Source organism: Occallatibacter sp., assembly GCF_049582745.1.
Lineage (GTDB): Bacteria > Acidobacteriota > Terriglobia > Terriglobales > Acidobacteriaceae > Telmatobacter.
In genome coordinates this window covers 46,844-60,941 of the sequence record NZ_JBAUUO010000044.1, presented here as the reverse complement: position 1 = coordinate 60,941, position 14,098 = coordinate 46,844, and the positions used below count along the sequence as shown (strand labels likewise).

The 14,098-nt window shown below is 59.3% G+C and carries 10 protein-coding genes; 6 read left to right on the top strand and 4 right to left on the bottom strand.

What is annotated here, in order from left to right:
• Nucleotides 1-4 precede the first annotated feature (4 nt).
• Nucleotides 5-1,180 (top strand): VWA domain-containing protein, encoded by a 1,176-nt coding sequence (locus WCA10_RS05305; RefSeq protein WP_472821461.1) that lies wholly within the window; start codon nt 5-7, stop codon nt 1,178-1,180.
• A 166-nt stretch (nt 1,181-1,346) separates the two neighbouring features.
• Here WCA10_RS05305 and WCA10_RS05300 read toward each other — a convergent pair whose 3' ends face one another.
• Entirely contained in the window at nt 1,347-2,207 is an 861-nt protein-coding gene (locus tag WCA10_RS05300; RefSeq protein WP_472821460.1) for a transglutaminase-like domain-containing protein, read from the bottom strand.
• 283 nt (nt 2,208-2,490) lie between these two features.
• Nucleotides 2,491-5,226 (bottom strand): pyruvate, phosphate dikinase, encoded by a 2,736-nt coding sequence (gene ppdK, locus WCA10_RS05295; RefSeq protein WP_472821459.1) that lies wholly within the window; start codon nt 5,224-5,226, stop codon nt 2,491-2,493.
• 581 nt (nt 5,227-5,807) lie between these two features.
• Between ppdK and WCA10_RS05290 the strand changes: the two genes are divergently transcribed.
• Together WCA10_RS05290 and WCA10_RS05285 are read left to right on the top strand one after the other, a co-directional pair.
• Complete coding sequence (locus WCA10_RS05290; RefSeq protein WP_472821458.1) at nt 5,808-6,818, top strand: alpha/beta hydrolase; 1,011 nt, start codon at nt 5,808-5,810, stop codon at nt 6,816-6,818.
• A 44-nt stretch (nt 6,819-6,862) separates the two neighbouring features.
• On the top strand, nt 6,863-8,473 hold the full coding sequence (locus WCA10_RS05285) for a GH39 family glycosyl hydrolase (RefSeq protein WP_472821457.1): 1,611 nt from the start codon (nt 6,863-6,865) through the stop codon (nt 8,471-8,473).
• A gap of 81 nt (nt 8,474-8,554) precedes the next feature.
• On the opposite strand, the gene WCA10_RS05280 is transcribed toward WCA10_RS05285, so the two are convergent.
• Nucleotides 8,555-8,905: an STAS domain-containing protein gene (locus WCA10_RS05280; RefSeq protein ID WP_472821456.1), complete on the bottom strand. Its 351-nt coding sequence runs from the start codon at nt 8,903-8,905 to the stop codon at nt 8,555-8,557.
• Nucleotides 8,906-9,227: 322 nt separating this feature from the next.
• Between WCA10_RS05280 and queG the strand changes: the two genes are divergently transcribed.
• Complete coding sequence (queG, locus tag WCA10_RS05275) at nt 9,228-10,340, top strand: tRNA epoxyqueuosine(34) reductase QueG (RefSeq protein WP_472821455.1); 1,113 nt, start codon at nt 9,228-9,230, stop codon at nt 10,338-10,340.
• Between the two features lie 23 nt (nt 10,341-10,363).
• Here queG and WCA10_RS05270 read toward each other — a convergent pair whose 3' ends face one another.
• Nucleotides 10,364-10,774, bottom strand: a complete 411-nt coding sequence (locus WCA10_RS05270; RefSeq protein WP_472821454.1) for a VOC family protein — start codon at nt 10,772-10,774, stop codon at nt 10,364-10,366.
• A gap of 131 nt (nt 10,775-10,905) precedes the next feature.
• Here WCA10_RS05270 and WCA10_RS05265 point away from each other — a divergent pair, with 131 nt between their 5' ends.
• Both WCA10_RS05265 and WCA10_RS05260 read left to right on the top strand, forming a co-directional pair.
• Nucleotides 10,906-11,271, top strand: coding sequence for a PadR family transcriptional regulator (locus WCA10_RS05265; protein ID WP_472821453.1), 366 nt, complete (start codon nt 10,906-10,908; stop codon nt 11,269-11,271).
• Between the two features lie 9 nt (nt 11,272-11,280).
• The gene (locus WCA10_RS05260; RefSeq protein WP_472821452.1) at nt 11,281-14,007 is read left to right on the top strand and encodes an ADOP family duplicated permease; all 2,727 of its coding nucleotides are present in this window, start codon (nt 11,281-11,283) and stop codon (nt 14,005-14,007) included.
• Nucleotides 14,008-14,098 lie beyond the last annotated feature (91 nt).

Genomic DNA, 14,098 nt, shown 5'->3' with positions numbered 1-14,098 from the left:
AAACATGATGCAAAATCGGATTCTTACCCAAGTCGCCGTATCGGTCGTTGCGCTGGCGTGCGCGCCGGCCGCAATGCTTACCCAGCAAGCCGGCAACTCCAAGCCTGCCCAGCCCTCGCCAGACGACAAGCCCGTCGCCACCCTGAAAGTGCAGGCCCGCGAAGTCCTGCTGCCGGTCACCGTTCGCGACAAGCACGGCGCCTTCGTGACGACCCTCGACAAGGCCGACTTTTCCCTCACCGAGGACGGTCGCCCGCAAACGATCAAGAGCTTTGCCCGCGAAACCAACCTGCCTTACAAGCTCGGCCTGCTGGTCGATACCAGCCGCAGCGTTTCCGGCGCGCTTGAAAACGAGCGCAAGGCTGGCGGCGATTTCGTCGACTCCATGCTGCCGGCAGCGCCGCGCGCCAAGGATCCGGACGAAGCCTTCCTCATCCACTTTGACCGCGAGGTGGAGTTGCTTGAGGACTTCACGGCGTCGCGCGAAAAACTGCACCACGAGCTCGATGACATGAGCGCTACTCGCCAGACGGTCGACGATTCGCAGGGGCCGGAGACGACGGGCGACGATCGCGAGCGGCCGACGCACAGCCGCGGCGGAACGCAGCTTTATGACGCCATCTTCCTCGCCTGCGACGAGCTGATGAAGCATCAGGACGGACGCAAGGCCATTGTGGTCTTCTCAGACGGCGTGGATCGCGGCAGCAAAGACTCGATGAACGATGCCGTCGACGCGGCCGATCGCGCCAACGTCGTTGTCTACACCATCTACTTCAGAGGCGAGGAAGAGAAGAATTCCAACTTTGGCTTTCCGGGCGGAGGCCGGCGCGGCGGAATGAGCTATCCCGGTGGCGGCGGATACCCGGGTGGCGGCGGCTATCCTGGCGGCGGCCAGCAGCGCCGTGAGCCCAAGCCCGTCATCGACGGCAAGAAGATCATGGCGCAGATTGCCGAGCGCACTGGCGGTCATGCGTACGAAGCCAAGAAGCGCGACGACCTTGACGCAATCTACAAGCTGATTGCCGAGGAGCTGCGCAGCCAGTACCTGCTGACCTATACGCCCGACATGGTCGATAACCGGGGTGGCTTCCACAAAGTCGTGCTGAAAGCCACGAAGGGCGACCTGCAGGTAGTAACGCGCGAAGGCTACTACGCGACAGGCGGAGACGATTCGAAGTAAATATGAGAAGGGGCCATTTCAGCGGCCGCGCAGATTGCTGACGCAAGCCTGAGGCCATCCCTCAGCGGCTAAAGCCATCCTCCAATTGCTGGACTTGTGGCACGGATAAATCCGTGCCCTTTCAAAGCTGCGGCTTTTCAATAATCTGAGGGCAGTTTCTCCCTGTTCAGCTTGCGGCGGATTCGAGTGCAGGTCCTGTCAACACAGGCGCATCGAGCGCGGCCTCCGTCACCTCATCAGTGACAACCGTGAAGTGGCGCAGATCGGCCTGGCCGAACGACGTCGTGATGGCCACATCGGAGGCATCGCGGCCAACGGCCATCAGCACGCGGCCGATACGCGGCGTAGCGTGGCGCGCGTCAAAGGTCCACCAGCGGTTCTCGAGATAGACCTCAAACCACGCGCTGAAATCCATGGGGCCGGAGACGGGCCACGCGATGTCGCCGAGGTAGCCGGTGGCATAGCGCGCCGGGATATTCATGGCACGGCAGAATGTAATGGCGAGATGCTGGAAGTCGCGGCAGACGCCGATGCGCTCCGTGTACACATCGAGGGCGGACTTTGTCGGCCGCGCGTGGGGATAGCTGAACGTGACCTTGCCGTGCACCCAGTCGCAGATGGCCTGCACCCGCGACCAGCCCGGCGAAACGTGGCCGAAGAGTTCGTAGGCGATATTGGAAAAGCGGTCGACTTCGCAGTAGCGGCTGCTAAGCAGGTAACAGAGAAATTCGCTGGGCACGTCGCCGACGGGAACTTCGCGGGCATGAATGTTCGCTTCGTCCGGCTGGCCGGTGTCCCGAATCAGCGCTGAATTGTGGAGCCGCAGCAGTCCCGCCGGCGCCATGAAGCGCGTGCAGCGATTGCCAAAGCCGTCGATGTACTCCGTCGCATCTACCTGCGGTTCGATGTGGAGCGTGTCCGGCTCGATAAGGTCCTTCTCTCGCGACGGGTGAACGTGGAGCAGCGTCACCATTGCAGCGGCGGTGGGAAGATGGAATTGTATGTCGTAGCCAATGCGAATCAGCATGTCTTTTGAGTTTGATGCAAATTCGCGAGACGTGTGGGGAATGCTTGCCAAAAAGAAGAACGGTTCCCGTTCACTCAGGATGACAGCGGTGATGTCGGGGAAAGGTTGGGTAGTGAGAAAGCGAAAGGAAGAAGCAGATCCTTCGCTCACCACCCCCAAACTGAACTGCGTTTGGGGCCCCGTTCTCTCAGGATGACACCTCGTGGGCGGGAGCGATTCGTGAGAGGCAAACAGGAAGGGCGGCCGCCGAAGCGGACGCCCTTTTGTCACTGGCCGATTGCGTTTACTTGTTGGTGTGGGACGTACCGGTCTTCTCCTCTACTGCTGCCTGGGCGGCCGCGAGGCGCGCCGTGAGCAGGCGGAAGGGTGAACAGGAGACGTAATTGAGGCCGATCTTGTGGCAGAACTTGACGGACTCAGGATCGCCGCCATGCTCGCCGCAGATACCGACTTTCAGGTTGCTGCGCGTGTTGCGCCCCTTGGCGGTGGCCATCTTCACCAGCGCGCCCACGCCAGCCTGGTCGAGCGTGGCAAACGGATCGTGCTTGAAGATGCCAAGTTTCAAGTACGCCGGCAGAAAGTTGTTGATGTCGTCGCGTGAAATTCCATAGGTCGTCTGCGTCAGGTCGTTGGTGCCGAACGAGAAGAACTCAGCCTCTTCGGCGATCTGATCGGCAGTCAAGGCAGCGCGCGGCAGCTCGATCATGGTTCCCACCATGTAGTCGACGGTTTTGCCCTTCTCCTTGAAGACGTCTGCGGCGATGCGGCGCACGATGGTGGCCTGGTTGCGCATCTCTTCGATGGAGCCGATGAGCGGGATCATGATTTCGACGTGCGGATCGCCGCCCTTGATCTTGACGGCAACCGCGGCTTCGAGAATGGCCCGGGCTTGCATTTCGGTGATCTCGGGGAACGTGATGCCGAGGCGGCAGCCACGCAATCCGAGCATCGGGTTCATCTCGTGCAGCTCTTCTACGCGCGCCAGCAGCGGACGAAGTTCCTTCAGTTTCGGCGAGCGCGGCTTGGTGTCTTCGAGGTGCTGAATTTCGACCAGCAGATCTTCCCGCTTGGGCAGAAACTCGTGCAGCGGCGGATCGAGCAGGCGGATGGTGACCGGCAGCGATTCCATGGCCTTGAAGAGACCGACGAAATCGGCGCGCTGCATGGGCAACAGCTTCTTCAACGCGTCGCGCCGATCTTTCTCGTTATTGGCCAGGATCATGGTGCGCATGTGTTCGATGCGGTCTTCGGCAAAGAACATGTGCTCGGTGCGGCACAATCCGATTCCCTCGGCGCCGAACAGGCGTGCCTGCTTGGCGTCGCGCGGAATATCTGCGTTGGCGCGGATGTTCAGCCGGCGAAGCGGATCGACCCAACTCATGAACTTCACCAGATCCTCATCGTCAGGCTGCGCAGCCAGCGTCTTGAGCTGGCCTGCGATGACGCGGCCGGTGGTGCCATCCAGCGAAAGCCAGTCGCCCTGCTTGTAGGTGTGGCCCTTGACGCGCAGTTGCCTGGCGTTTTCATCGACGACACAGTCGCCTGCTCCGGCTACGCAGCACTTGCCCATGCCGCGTGTGACGACAGCAGCGTGTGACGTCATGCCACCGCGCGATGTGAGGATGCCCGAGGCAACTTCCATGCCCGCGATGTCTTCCGGCGTCGTCTCGCCGCGGACGAGGATGATGGATTTATAGTCGCCCTTCTGGTGGTGTTTCACGGCGTCTTCTGCGGTGAAGACGATCTGGCCGACGGCCGCGCCCGGCGAGGCCGGCAGTCCGGTGGCGAGCACTTCAATCTTCTCGCCCTTTTCGATGAGACGCGGAACCAGGAAGTCATACAGCTGGTTCGGCTCGACGCGGAAGATGGCTTCTTCCTGCGTGATCAGGCCTTCACGCACCATGTCGATAGCAACGCGAACTGCCGCGAGGCCCGTGCGCTTGCCATTGCGGGTCTGCAGCATGTAGAGTTTGCCATCCTGGATGGTGAACTCGAAATCCTGCATATCGCGATAGTGCTTTTCCATCTTCCAGGTAATGGCCTTGAGATGGTCGTAGACCTTGGGCATGGCGCGTTCGAGTTCGCTGATCGAGAGCGGCGTACGTACGCCGGAGACAACATCTTCGCCCTGCGCGTTCATCAGGTATTCGCCGAAGAAGACCTTCTCGCCGGTGGCGGGATTGCGCGTGAAGCCTACGCCTGTGCCGGAGTTCTCGCCGAGGTTGCCGAAGACCATGGCCTGGATGTTGACGGCTGTACCCAGCCAGTCATCGATGTGGTTGATGCGGCGATAGGTCTTGGCGCGCTCGTTTTGCCAGCTCCTGAAAACGGCGTCACGCGCGGCAGAAAGCTGTTCAAGCGGCTTCTGCGGAAAGTCCTTGCCGGTTTCCTTTTTCACCAGCTTCTTGTACTCGGCGATGATGTCCTGCAGCGCCTTGGGTTGCAGTTCGTAATCGAACTTCACCTTCTCGCGCAGCTTGATGGCATCGAAGATGTGTTCGAACTTTTTCTTCGGCACATCGAGAACTACGTCGCCGAACATCTGGATGAGGCGGCGATACGAGTCATACGCGAAGCGCGGATTGCCGCTGCGCTTGGCCAGCGCTTCGACGGCCTTGTCATTCAGGCCGAGGTTCAGAATCGTGTCCATCATGCCGGGCATGGAGAACTTTGCGCCCGAGCGGACTGAAACCAGCAGCGGATTCTCGCCGATGCCGAGTTCCTGGCCCTGCAGCTTTTCAAGCCGCGCCAGCGCTTCGTGCATCTCGACATCGATCTGCGGGCTCAGTTTGCCGCGCATGTATTCGCGGCAGGCTTCGGTTTGAATCGTGAATCCGGGAGGGACAGGCAAACCGGCGTTGGTCATCTCTGCGAGGCCTGCGCCCTTACCGCCGAGAGCGTCCTTCATGCGGCCGTTGCCGTCCGCTTTGCCGTCACCGAAGAAGTACACATACTGGGTTGTTGTTGAAGTCGAGCCTGCCGGTCCGGCAAGCTGCTGATCCACTACGCCCTGCGTCATGGAATAAAGCCTCCGATATAGATTTGCACCGTGAATATCCGCGAGAGGCGACACCTGTGCTGGAGGGCAGAACGCGAGCTTGGCCAGTTGCTTTTGAAAGCGGTTGGGAAACCAAGTGCGAGCGGTTGTCCGGCACAGGACTGTGCCTTTTCGGCTATCCCTTAGTCGCAAGTACAAATAGCGCGGCAAGTATACACTTGCCTGTGCCAGTCATCACAGACCCTCAACATACACAAAGACTTACGCGCGTTCTTGCCTGCAGTTTCGAATGGCGGTCGTCGCAGATGTACATGGCCAAAGGAGATGCGCAATCGCCTGTTCTATCGGACCCCCTTCGCCGCACTTCACTCAGGTTCGGATTGCGGACAGGGTTGCGCAATGTGGGATGATCCGGTCCGGGGAACTTACAACAATTCAAGTCTGCAATGGCTTTGCTCATCAGCGGTTCTTTCGCCGCGTTGCGAAAAGCGAAGAACTGCCCGCCGTTCTGATCAGCGGTAATTGAAAAGATTCGCCGAGTCTCTCTGTTTGCGCCGCAGGCGTTGTCCCGCGTTGACAATCCTTGCGAGAGGGACTGCGGGATGATGAGGAAGCACTGGATTCTTGCGCTGTGCGCGATGTTTGTGTCTGGCTCGATAAGCGCCCAGAAGACGATCTGGCAGCCTTCGCCTGGACATGCGCAGATTCCAATCTGGCCGGGGGCGGCGCCGGACCCGCAACCGGTGAAGGGGCCGGAGACTGCCGAATCCTCTGGTCCAAAAGATCTGGTTGGCGGCAAGCCGATGGTCGGCATCAACAACGTCTCCGTGCCCACGATAACGGTCTACTCGCCTACCGGAAAAAACACCGGTGTTGCGGTCATCGTATTCCCCGGCGGTGGATACCAGATGCTTGCTATCGATCTCGAAGGCAGCGAGGTCTGCGACTGGCTGGTCACCAAGGGAATCACGTGCGTGCTGCTGAAGTATCGCGTGACAGACGTGAGCGATTACCCGAAGTCCGGTCCATACCCGGAATCACCGATGGCGCTCGAAGACGCGCAGAGGACAGTCGGTCTCGTGCGTTATCGCGGCGCGGAGTGGCACATCGATCCGCACAAGATTGGCGTTTTAGGTTTCTCGGCTGGCGGGCATCTTGCGGCCGCAATCAGCAATCACTTCGACAAGCGCCTCTATCCGCCGGTCGATGAAGCCGACAAGGAGAGCTGCCGCCCCGATTTTGCGGTACCGATCTATCCGGGACATCTGTCGATTTCCGCAGCACGGTGGGATGCGGAACAGGGCAGGAAAAAGTTTGTCATGGCCAAGCCCGCGGATTCGGCGGTCGGGCCGCTCACGCTGAATCCCGATTTACATGTCACGACAGAGACGCCGCCCACGTTTCTGCTGCAGGCAGAAGACGACCATGTCGATAACGTTGATGATGCTCTGTCGTATTACATTGCGCTCAAGAACGCGCAGGTTTCAACGGAGCTGCACCTGTACGCACATGGAGGCCATGCATTCGGATTGCGGCACACGGAACAGCCCATCACTGACTGGCCGGAATTGGTCGAGCGCTGGTTGCGGACCATTGGGATGATCGCGGACTAGTTTTGAATCGGGCGTACCTGAGCGTATTCAGCTAGATTGAAGGGATGATAACGATCTCGTGCCTGCGACCGGCATTGCGACCTTTGTTTGTTTTGTTTACTGTTGCGGCGTTGACAGCAGCCAGCCATGCCCAACAAACCGCGCCGCGGCTGATTATTGCCGACTTACAACACACGAGCGGGCCGGTCGATCGCTTTTTTGACCTGTCGGTTGGGTCAGATTATCCCGGTACGTTGATTCGCGAAGACAGCCAGGCGCAACTCAAGTTGACGGTGGATGAACTCGGCTTTCGATACATCCGCTTTCACGCCATTTTTCACGATGTCTTGAAAACCGTGCGCGTTGAGAACGGCAAGACCGTGTATGACTGGTCGGGAATCGATCGCCTCTACGATGACTTGCTTGCACGTCACATCAAGCCATTCGTGGAACTGGGGTTTACACCCGAGGCACTTGCGACGTCGAAGAACAGCATCTTCTACTGGCACGGCAATACCTCGCATCCGGATCCGGGCGGGTGGCGTGATCTGGTGTCGGCATTTATCAAGCACATCGAAGAGCGATACGGGAAAGACGAGATTCGCACGTGGTACTTCGAGGTATGGAACGAGCCGAATCTCTCAGGCTTCTGGGAAGGAGCCGATCAGAAGGCCTACTTCGCGCTCTACGATCTGACCTCGAACACAATCAAGTCGGTCGACCCAAAACTGCGTGTGGGAGGTCCAGCAACGGCCGGGGCTGCGTGGGTGCCGGAGTTTCTTGCTCACGTGAAGATGAGCGGCGCCGCTGTCGACTTCGTGACGACCCACACCTACGGAGTAGACGGCGGTTTTCTCGATGAGAACGGGAAGAGCGATACGAAGCTGTCGCCTTCTCCGGATGCGATCGTCGGCGACGTGCGCCGGGTGCGTGAGCAGATCTCGGCCTCCGCATATCCCGGCCTCCCGTTGTACTTCACGGAGTGGAGCACGAGCTACACGCCGCGCGATGCGGTGCACGATTCCTACATCAGCGCCGCCTACATTCTGAGCAAGCTGAAAGCCTGCCAGGGTCTGGTTCAGGGAATGAGCTATTGGACGTATACGGATCTTTTTGAGGAGCCGGGTCCGCCGACGGCATCGTTCCAGGGGGGATTCGGCCTGCTGAATTGCGAGGGAATTCGAAAGCCCGCGTTTTTCGCGTACAAGTACCTTCATGCGCTGCAGGGAGAGGCAATCGTCTCCAACGATCGACAATCGATGCTGGCAACGAATGGTGATGGCCTCGAGGCGCTCATATGGGATTTTGAACAGCCGCAGCAGACCGTGAGCAACCGGCCATTCTTTACGAAGGTGCAGCCGGCACATGCGGCCACTCCGGTGCATCTGCGCGTTACGCACCTGGCTCCAGACACCGCGTACCGCCTCGAGGTGTATCGTACCGGGTTTCACGCCAACGATGCCTATTCGGCTTATCTTGAAATGGGAGCGCCAAAGGATCTGAGTGACGCGCAGATTGCGCGCCTCAATGAACTGACGCGAGATTTGCCCGAGAAGGATCAAACCGTACGCAGTGGAAAAGAGGGCATTGTAGAGGTTGACTTGGCAATGAACAGCAACGACATCGTATTGGTCAGGTTGAAGCGCAGTCGCGAAACGAAACGAGCAGTGCGTTGAGACGTGCACTGCAAGGCTTTTCGAATTCGGGTGCTTCCAATGGACACAGAAGAGGAGTCCCGCGAGATGGGCCGTGTTGGTTTACGCGGCCGGCATCTCGTAGCAGGGTTGGTCGGGGCAACGCGAGGGTTCGCGCGAGGTCAGAATGCGATCGAGCCCGACCAGTTGAAGAATTTCCGCGACACGGTGCGATGCGTTGACGATCGCGAACTCGTGTCCGGCCAGGCGCGCCTCTCCGTAGAGCGTGATCAGCACTGCGATGCCGGCGGCGTCGATGCGTTCGACGTGACGCATGTCGAGCGTGACGGACTGCGCGCGCACGACGGGCTGCAGTTCACTCACCAGCCGTTGCTCTTCACCGCGTACCAGTTCGTGAAGATTGCCCTCTATGATGATCGTTCTTTCCATAACGTTTTGATGATTGCTTGTCATACATACCTCCTTTGAAACGCCTATCCGCGACGTCCGCAGGAAAAGCCGATGGAAACGGGGGATCGGCTTCTCGTCCTCTTACTCTGCACCTGGGTCGCCAAAGCAGATCCTAAGTTAAGCTTCTGAAACGGTTAAAGTTACGAGTGATGATTCCAGCACGCCCTACGCTCAAAACTGTTCGAAATCCCTGTTCCACGTCCACATTCGAACAGTCTCATCGGGTTTCCCGGCAAGTGATCTTGGCTTGCTGGGGTGATCCTGTTTGTCATTACGCATTGGGTCTCAAGAGAAGTTCCCTATATTTGATGAAAGGGGTGCACGGTTGGATTCCGGATCGGGACATCTCGGGAGTTACACCGCGCAAGAGCTGGCTAAGGCGTGTGGATTCACAGCAGCCGGCCTAGTGGCCCTACCGCATCGTGAGGCGTCTCGCGATGCGAACCGTTTCGCAACGTGGATCGCCGCCGGACACGCGGGCACCATGCAATATTTATCGCGCATTCATGACAGCGGAGAGCTGGTGCGCGCACGCGTGGCCACACCGTTTCCATGGGCGCGGTCTGCGATTGTGTGCTTTACCTCGTACCATTGCGATGCGCCGCTTTCCACCGAGACGCAAAACCCGCGGAGCGGGTGGATCGCGCGCTATGCGTGGAGCAGTCGCGTGGATGCCGATGGCAGGCGGCGGCCGAGCGACTATCACAAGGAGTTGCTGAAGCGCCTGAAGAATCTCGATGCAGAATTGCGCGAACAGTTCGGCGCGTTTGAATCGCGCGCGTATGTGGATACCGGTCCAATGGTTGAACGCGCGCTGGCGAACGCTGCCGGACTTGGATGGACAGGCAAGAATACCTGCCTCATTCATCCGAAGCTCGGCTCGTTCGGATTTCTGGCGGTGCTGCTGACCTCGCTCGATGTTCGTTCAGAAGAGAAAACAGCGGAGCTGGTCCACGATCATTGCGGGACGTGTACGCGCTGTCTCGAAGCTTGTCCGACGGAAGCGTTGATTACGCCGTACAAGATGGATGCGACGAAGTGCATTTCATATCTGACCATTGAACACAAGGGAAGTATTGCGCCGGAGCTGATGGCGGGGATGGGGCGGCAGGTTTTCGGCTGCGATATCTGCCAGGATGTGTGCCCGTGGAACCGCAAGGCGCCGATCAGCGCTGACACGGAGTTGGAACCGCGCGACGAACTCGTCAATCCGTCGCTCGAATGGCTGACCGCTCTCGATGAGCAGGCCTTCGAACGCGTTTTCAACGGCTCGCCGGTGCGCCGCGCGGGCTTTCTCGGGATGCGTCGCAACACGGCCATCGCGATGGGCAACAGCGGCGATCGAAGCTACGTCGAGCAGCTCAAGGAGTGGATTGAATCAACTGACGAAGGATTGCGCAGCGCGGCACGATGGGCGCTGAGCAAGTTGACTAATTGAATTGCTCTGTTCCAGAGTCCCCGCTAAGATTTTTCAGACTCTCGATCGACGGGCCGTCCGAAGCAAAGAATGTACCCGTTGTTGTCCTTGATCTCGAAGGCTCTCAGTCCGTCGCTCGTATTCGCCAGTGCGCTAAACATGGGAACGTCTTTCGCAACGAACTCTGCGTAGAGCGAGTCGGGATCATCGGTGTAGATATAGGCGTCCCAGCGCGCCCACGGGTGCCGCGAGGAATTGGGGTGTGGATGCACATCGCCCGCAATGGCCTTGAACATCAGCATCACCCGGTCGCGCCCGACGAAGGCCCAGTAGTCATCGACCTCTCCGTCTCCGCCGCCTTTGTAGGGCACATTGAAGCCAAGCCTCGACTGGTAGAAGTCGAGCGTGGCCGTCAAATCATCAACAATGAAAAATGGAGTGGCGCTGATCAGCATGGCAGTGATTTCCAGAATAGCCTACGAAATCCGCGAAAATCAGGTCTAGATGCCTGACAAAAATCCCAGTTGACAGATTGAGCTTAACGGTGGCATAGATAAACTATGCCAGTGCACCGGGAGGGCATTTGATGTCCGCACTTATCCGTCAAAACCGGGATTCGGACGAGGAACGGGATGAGATTCCGCCCGGTACGCTTTACATCCTCATCCTCAAATCGCTGGCGGTTCGCGGCCGGTTGCACGGCTATGAGATTGCCGATTACATCCATACGAGTTCTGAAGACGTGCTGCAGGTAGAGGAAGGATCGCTCTATCCGGCTCTGCAGCGAATGCTGATCAAGGGTTGGGTAACGGCGGAGTGGGGCGTGACAGCCGGCAATCGGCGCGCCCGCTATTACACGCTGACTAAGGCGGGCTTGAAGCAGCTCAATGCCGAGATCTCGCAGTTCCATCGCGTGATGGGCGCCATCTCGCGCGTCATTCAGACAGCTTGAGGAGGACGCATGGGGTTGGGTGGAGAACTGAAAAGGCGGCTTCAGATGCTGCTCCGTCGCGGCCAGTTCCGGCGCGATCTCGATGAGGAGATGCGTCTGCACCTCGCATTGCGGCGCGAGCAGCAGATGGCCGCGGGCATTGACCCTGAGCGCGCGCGCCAGGCGGCTATGCGCAAGTTTGGAAACACCACGCGTATCCAGGAACGCAGCACCGCTGCCTGGGGATGGAGCTGGCTCGAAACTTTCTTGCAGGACACGATGTACGGCGTGCGCTCGATGCTGCGTACACCGGCGATCACGCTGGTTGCCCTCGTCTCGCTTGCGCTGGGTATCGGCGCCAACACCGCCATCTTCAGCTTTCTCGATGCGGTGATGCTGCGCTCGCTGCCGGTGCAAGATCCCCAGCGTTTGGTGAAGCTCGGCGCCCAGGACTGGGCGGGAATCGCCGACAGCTTTGCCTGCACGGAGCTCTATTCCTACCCGTTCTATCGCCAGTTGCAGCGCAAAAACAGAGTTTTCTCCGACACCGCCGCGCTCTTCAGCATGACGAATCATGTGCATGGCTTCGTGGATAAACGCACTGAATCCGAGCTGATCAATGTGAACGTGATCTCTGGCACCTACTTCCAGACGCTTGGCGTGCATGCGCAGCTTGGCCGTGTCATCGATGAGAATGATGATTCGAGCGAAGGCGACCATCCGGTCGTGGTGATCAGCAACGGGTTCTGGAAGCGCAACCTGGGCGGCGATCCCGCGGTGCTTCACCACAAGCTAAAGCTCGGCAGCGTCGTCTTCGACATTGTTGGCGTGGCGCCGCCGGAATTCTTTGGCACCAAGGTGGGTGAAGCTCCCGATGCGTGGGCTCCGCTCTCGATGCTGGTGTCGATTCCGCCAAACTGGACGGGCCGCAACGATAACTTCTCTGAATCGCTCTACATCGTTGCCAGGCTCAAACCTGGCGTCAGCATGGAGCAGGCGACGGCGAATGTGAATGTTCTGTTTCCGCAGATCCTCCGCAGCTTTCCCGATGCCAAGCTGACGCAACAAAATCTCTCCGCCCTGGCGCATGCACATGTGCAACTGGAGTCGATGACGCGCGGCCTCTCCGATCTGCGTCATACATATTCCGATCCGCTAAAGATTCTGATGGCGATTGTGGCTCTGGTCCTGCTGATCGCCTGCGCGAATATTGCTAACCTGCTGCTGGCTCGCTCCACCGCGCGGGTGCGTGAGTTGGCAGTGCGGCAGGCACTTGGCGCGGGCCGCATGCGCATCATCCGCCAGTTGCTTACGGAAAGCCTTTTGCTGGCTGTTGCCGGCGGCGCACTGGGAGTTGAGTTTGCAGTCGTGGCGAATCGTCTGCTGTTGCGCATGATCGCAGCAGGGCAGGACGCGATTGCGCTGAATGTGTCGCTCAACCTGCAGCTCCTCGGCTTCACCTTTGCGGTCACGATTGTCACGGCGCTATTGTTCGGAACGCTTCCCGCACTGCGAGCCACGCGATTGCAGCTGACCGAAAGCCTGAAGAGCGGCCGCGGTAGCTCTGAGATCGGCGGGCGTACACCGCTGGCCAAGGCGCTGGTTGTCGGCCAGGTAGCGCTCTCGCTGGTTCTCATGATGGCTGCGTGCCTATTCCTGCGAACGCTCGTCAATCTCAGCCGCGTCGATCTCGGATTCAACAAGGAGAATGTGCTGCGCCTCGATATCGACGCCTCCTCGAGCGGATACAAGTATGGCGATCCGCGGCTCCGGGAGATGTACCACCAGATCGAAGATCGCGTCAGCGCACTCCCAGGCGTGAAGGCGGCCAGCTTTTCTTCCTTCACATTTCACGAGGGCGCCTGGGACAGCATGATCACCGTGCCGGGCATGCCCATCAACTGGCATGTTGACGTGAAACACAACATCATCGGGGACGCGTACTTCCAGGTCATGCAGATTCCGCTCATGGCCGGACGCGCCTTCGGTTCGCAGGACACCATGAACTCGCCGCATGTTGCGATCATCAGCGAGAGGATGGCGAGGAATCTTTTTCCGGCCGGCTCGCCGGTGGGACATGTTTATCGGATCGGCTCGCCAGATGAAAAGGACCCGCAGGAGCAGATGCTGGTGGTTGGTGTAGTCAAGGACATGAAGCGCGACGTTGACGAGCCGACTGAATACATCGACTACCTGCCCTACAGCCAGCGTGACGAGGGCTACGGAGACTTCGAGGTGCGCTACACCGGAGATTACGGCGCCATTGCGAGCGAGGTTCAGCAGACCATCCACGAAATCAATCGAGGTTTGCCGATCACCAACGTGACCACGCTCGACGCGCAGGTGGCGCGTTCGTACACCAACCAGACAATCATCGCGCGACTCTCCGCGTTCTTCGCGGTCGTGGCCGTGTTTCTCTCCTGCATCGGGCTGTACGGCTTGATGTCATACCTCGTCAGCCGGCGGACGGGGGAGATCGGGATCCGCATGGCGCTTGGAGCGGCGCCGGCCGACGTCGGCTGGCAGGTCATGCGCGAGGTGTCTCTATGGGTCGCTTCGGGGGTCGGGGTGGGAATTCCAGTGACGCTGGAGGCCGGGAGCCTGGTGCAGAAGATGCTCTTCGGCGTGAAGGCCACAGATGCGGCGAGTCTGATTGCAGCCGTTTCAGTCCTGCTGATTGCCGGATTGGTTGCAGGATATCTTCCGGCTCGAAGGGCCTCCCGCGTCGATCCCGTGATCGCCCTCCGTTACGAGTAGCGGACACGAGATTCGTCAGGCGCACGACTCCGCGCCGCCGCACGATGGGCGATTCGCAAGCTGGTTGTTGCATTGACCCCTGGAACGGAAA

Excerpts from the sequence above, each read along its gene's own strand:
- WCA10_RS05280 (WP_472821456.1), bottom strand. The coding sequence starts at position 8,905 with ATGACAAGCAATCATCAAAACGTTATGGAAAGAACGATCATCATAGAG.
- WCA10_RS05260 (WP_472821452.1), top strand. The coding sequence starts at position 11,281 with ATGGGGTTGGGTGGAGAACTGAAAAGGCGGCTTCAGATGCTGCTCCGT.
- WCA10_RS05305 (WP_472821461.1), top strand. The coding sequence starts at position 5 with ATGATGCAAAATCGGATTCTTACCCAAGTCGCCGTATCGGTCGTTGCG.
- WCA10_RS05270 (WP_472821454.1), bottom strand. The coding sequence starts at position 10,774 with ATGCTGATCAGCGCCACTCCATTTTTCATTGTTGATGATTTGACGGCC.
- WCA10_RS05300 (WP_472821460.1), bottom strand. The coding sequence starts at position 2,207 with ATGCTGATTCGCATTGGCTACGACATACAATTCCATCTTCCCACCGCC.
- WCA10_RS05285 (WP_472821457.1), top strand. The coding sequence starts at position 6,863 with ATGATAACGATCTCGTGCCTGCGACCGGCATTGCGACCTTTGTTTGTT.
- WCA10_RS05290 (WP_472821458.1), top strand. The coding sequence starts at position 5,808 with ATGATGAGGAAGCACTGGATTCTTGCGCTGTGCGCGATGTTTGTGTCT.
- ppdK (WP_472821459.1), bottom strand. The coding sequence starts at position 5,226 with ATGACGCAGGGCGTAGTGGATCAGCAGCTTGCCGGACCGGCAGGCTCG.
- WCA10_RS05265 (WP_472821453.1), top strand. The coding sequence starts at position 10,906 with ATGTCCGCACTTATCCGTCAAAACCGGGATTCGGACGAGGAACGGGAT.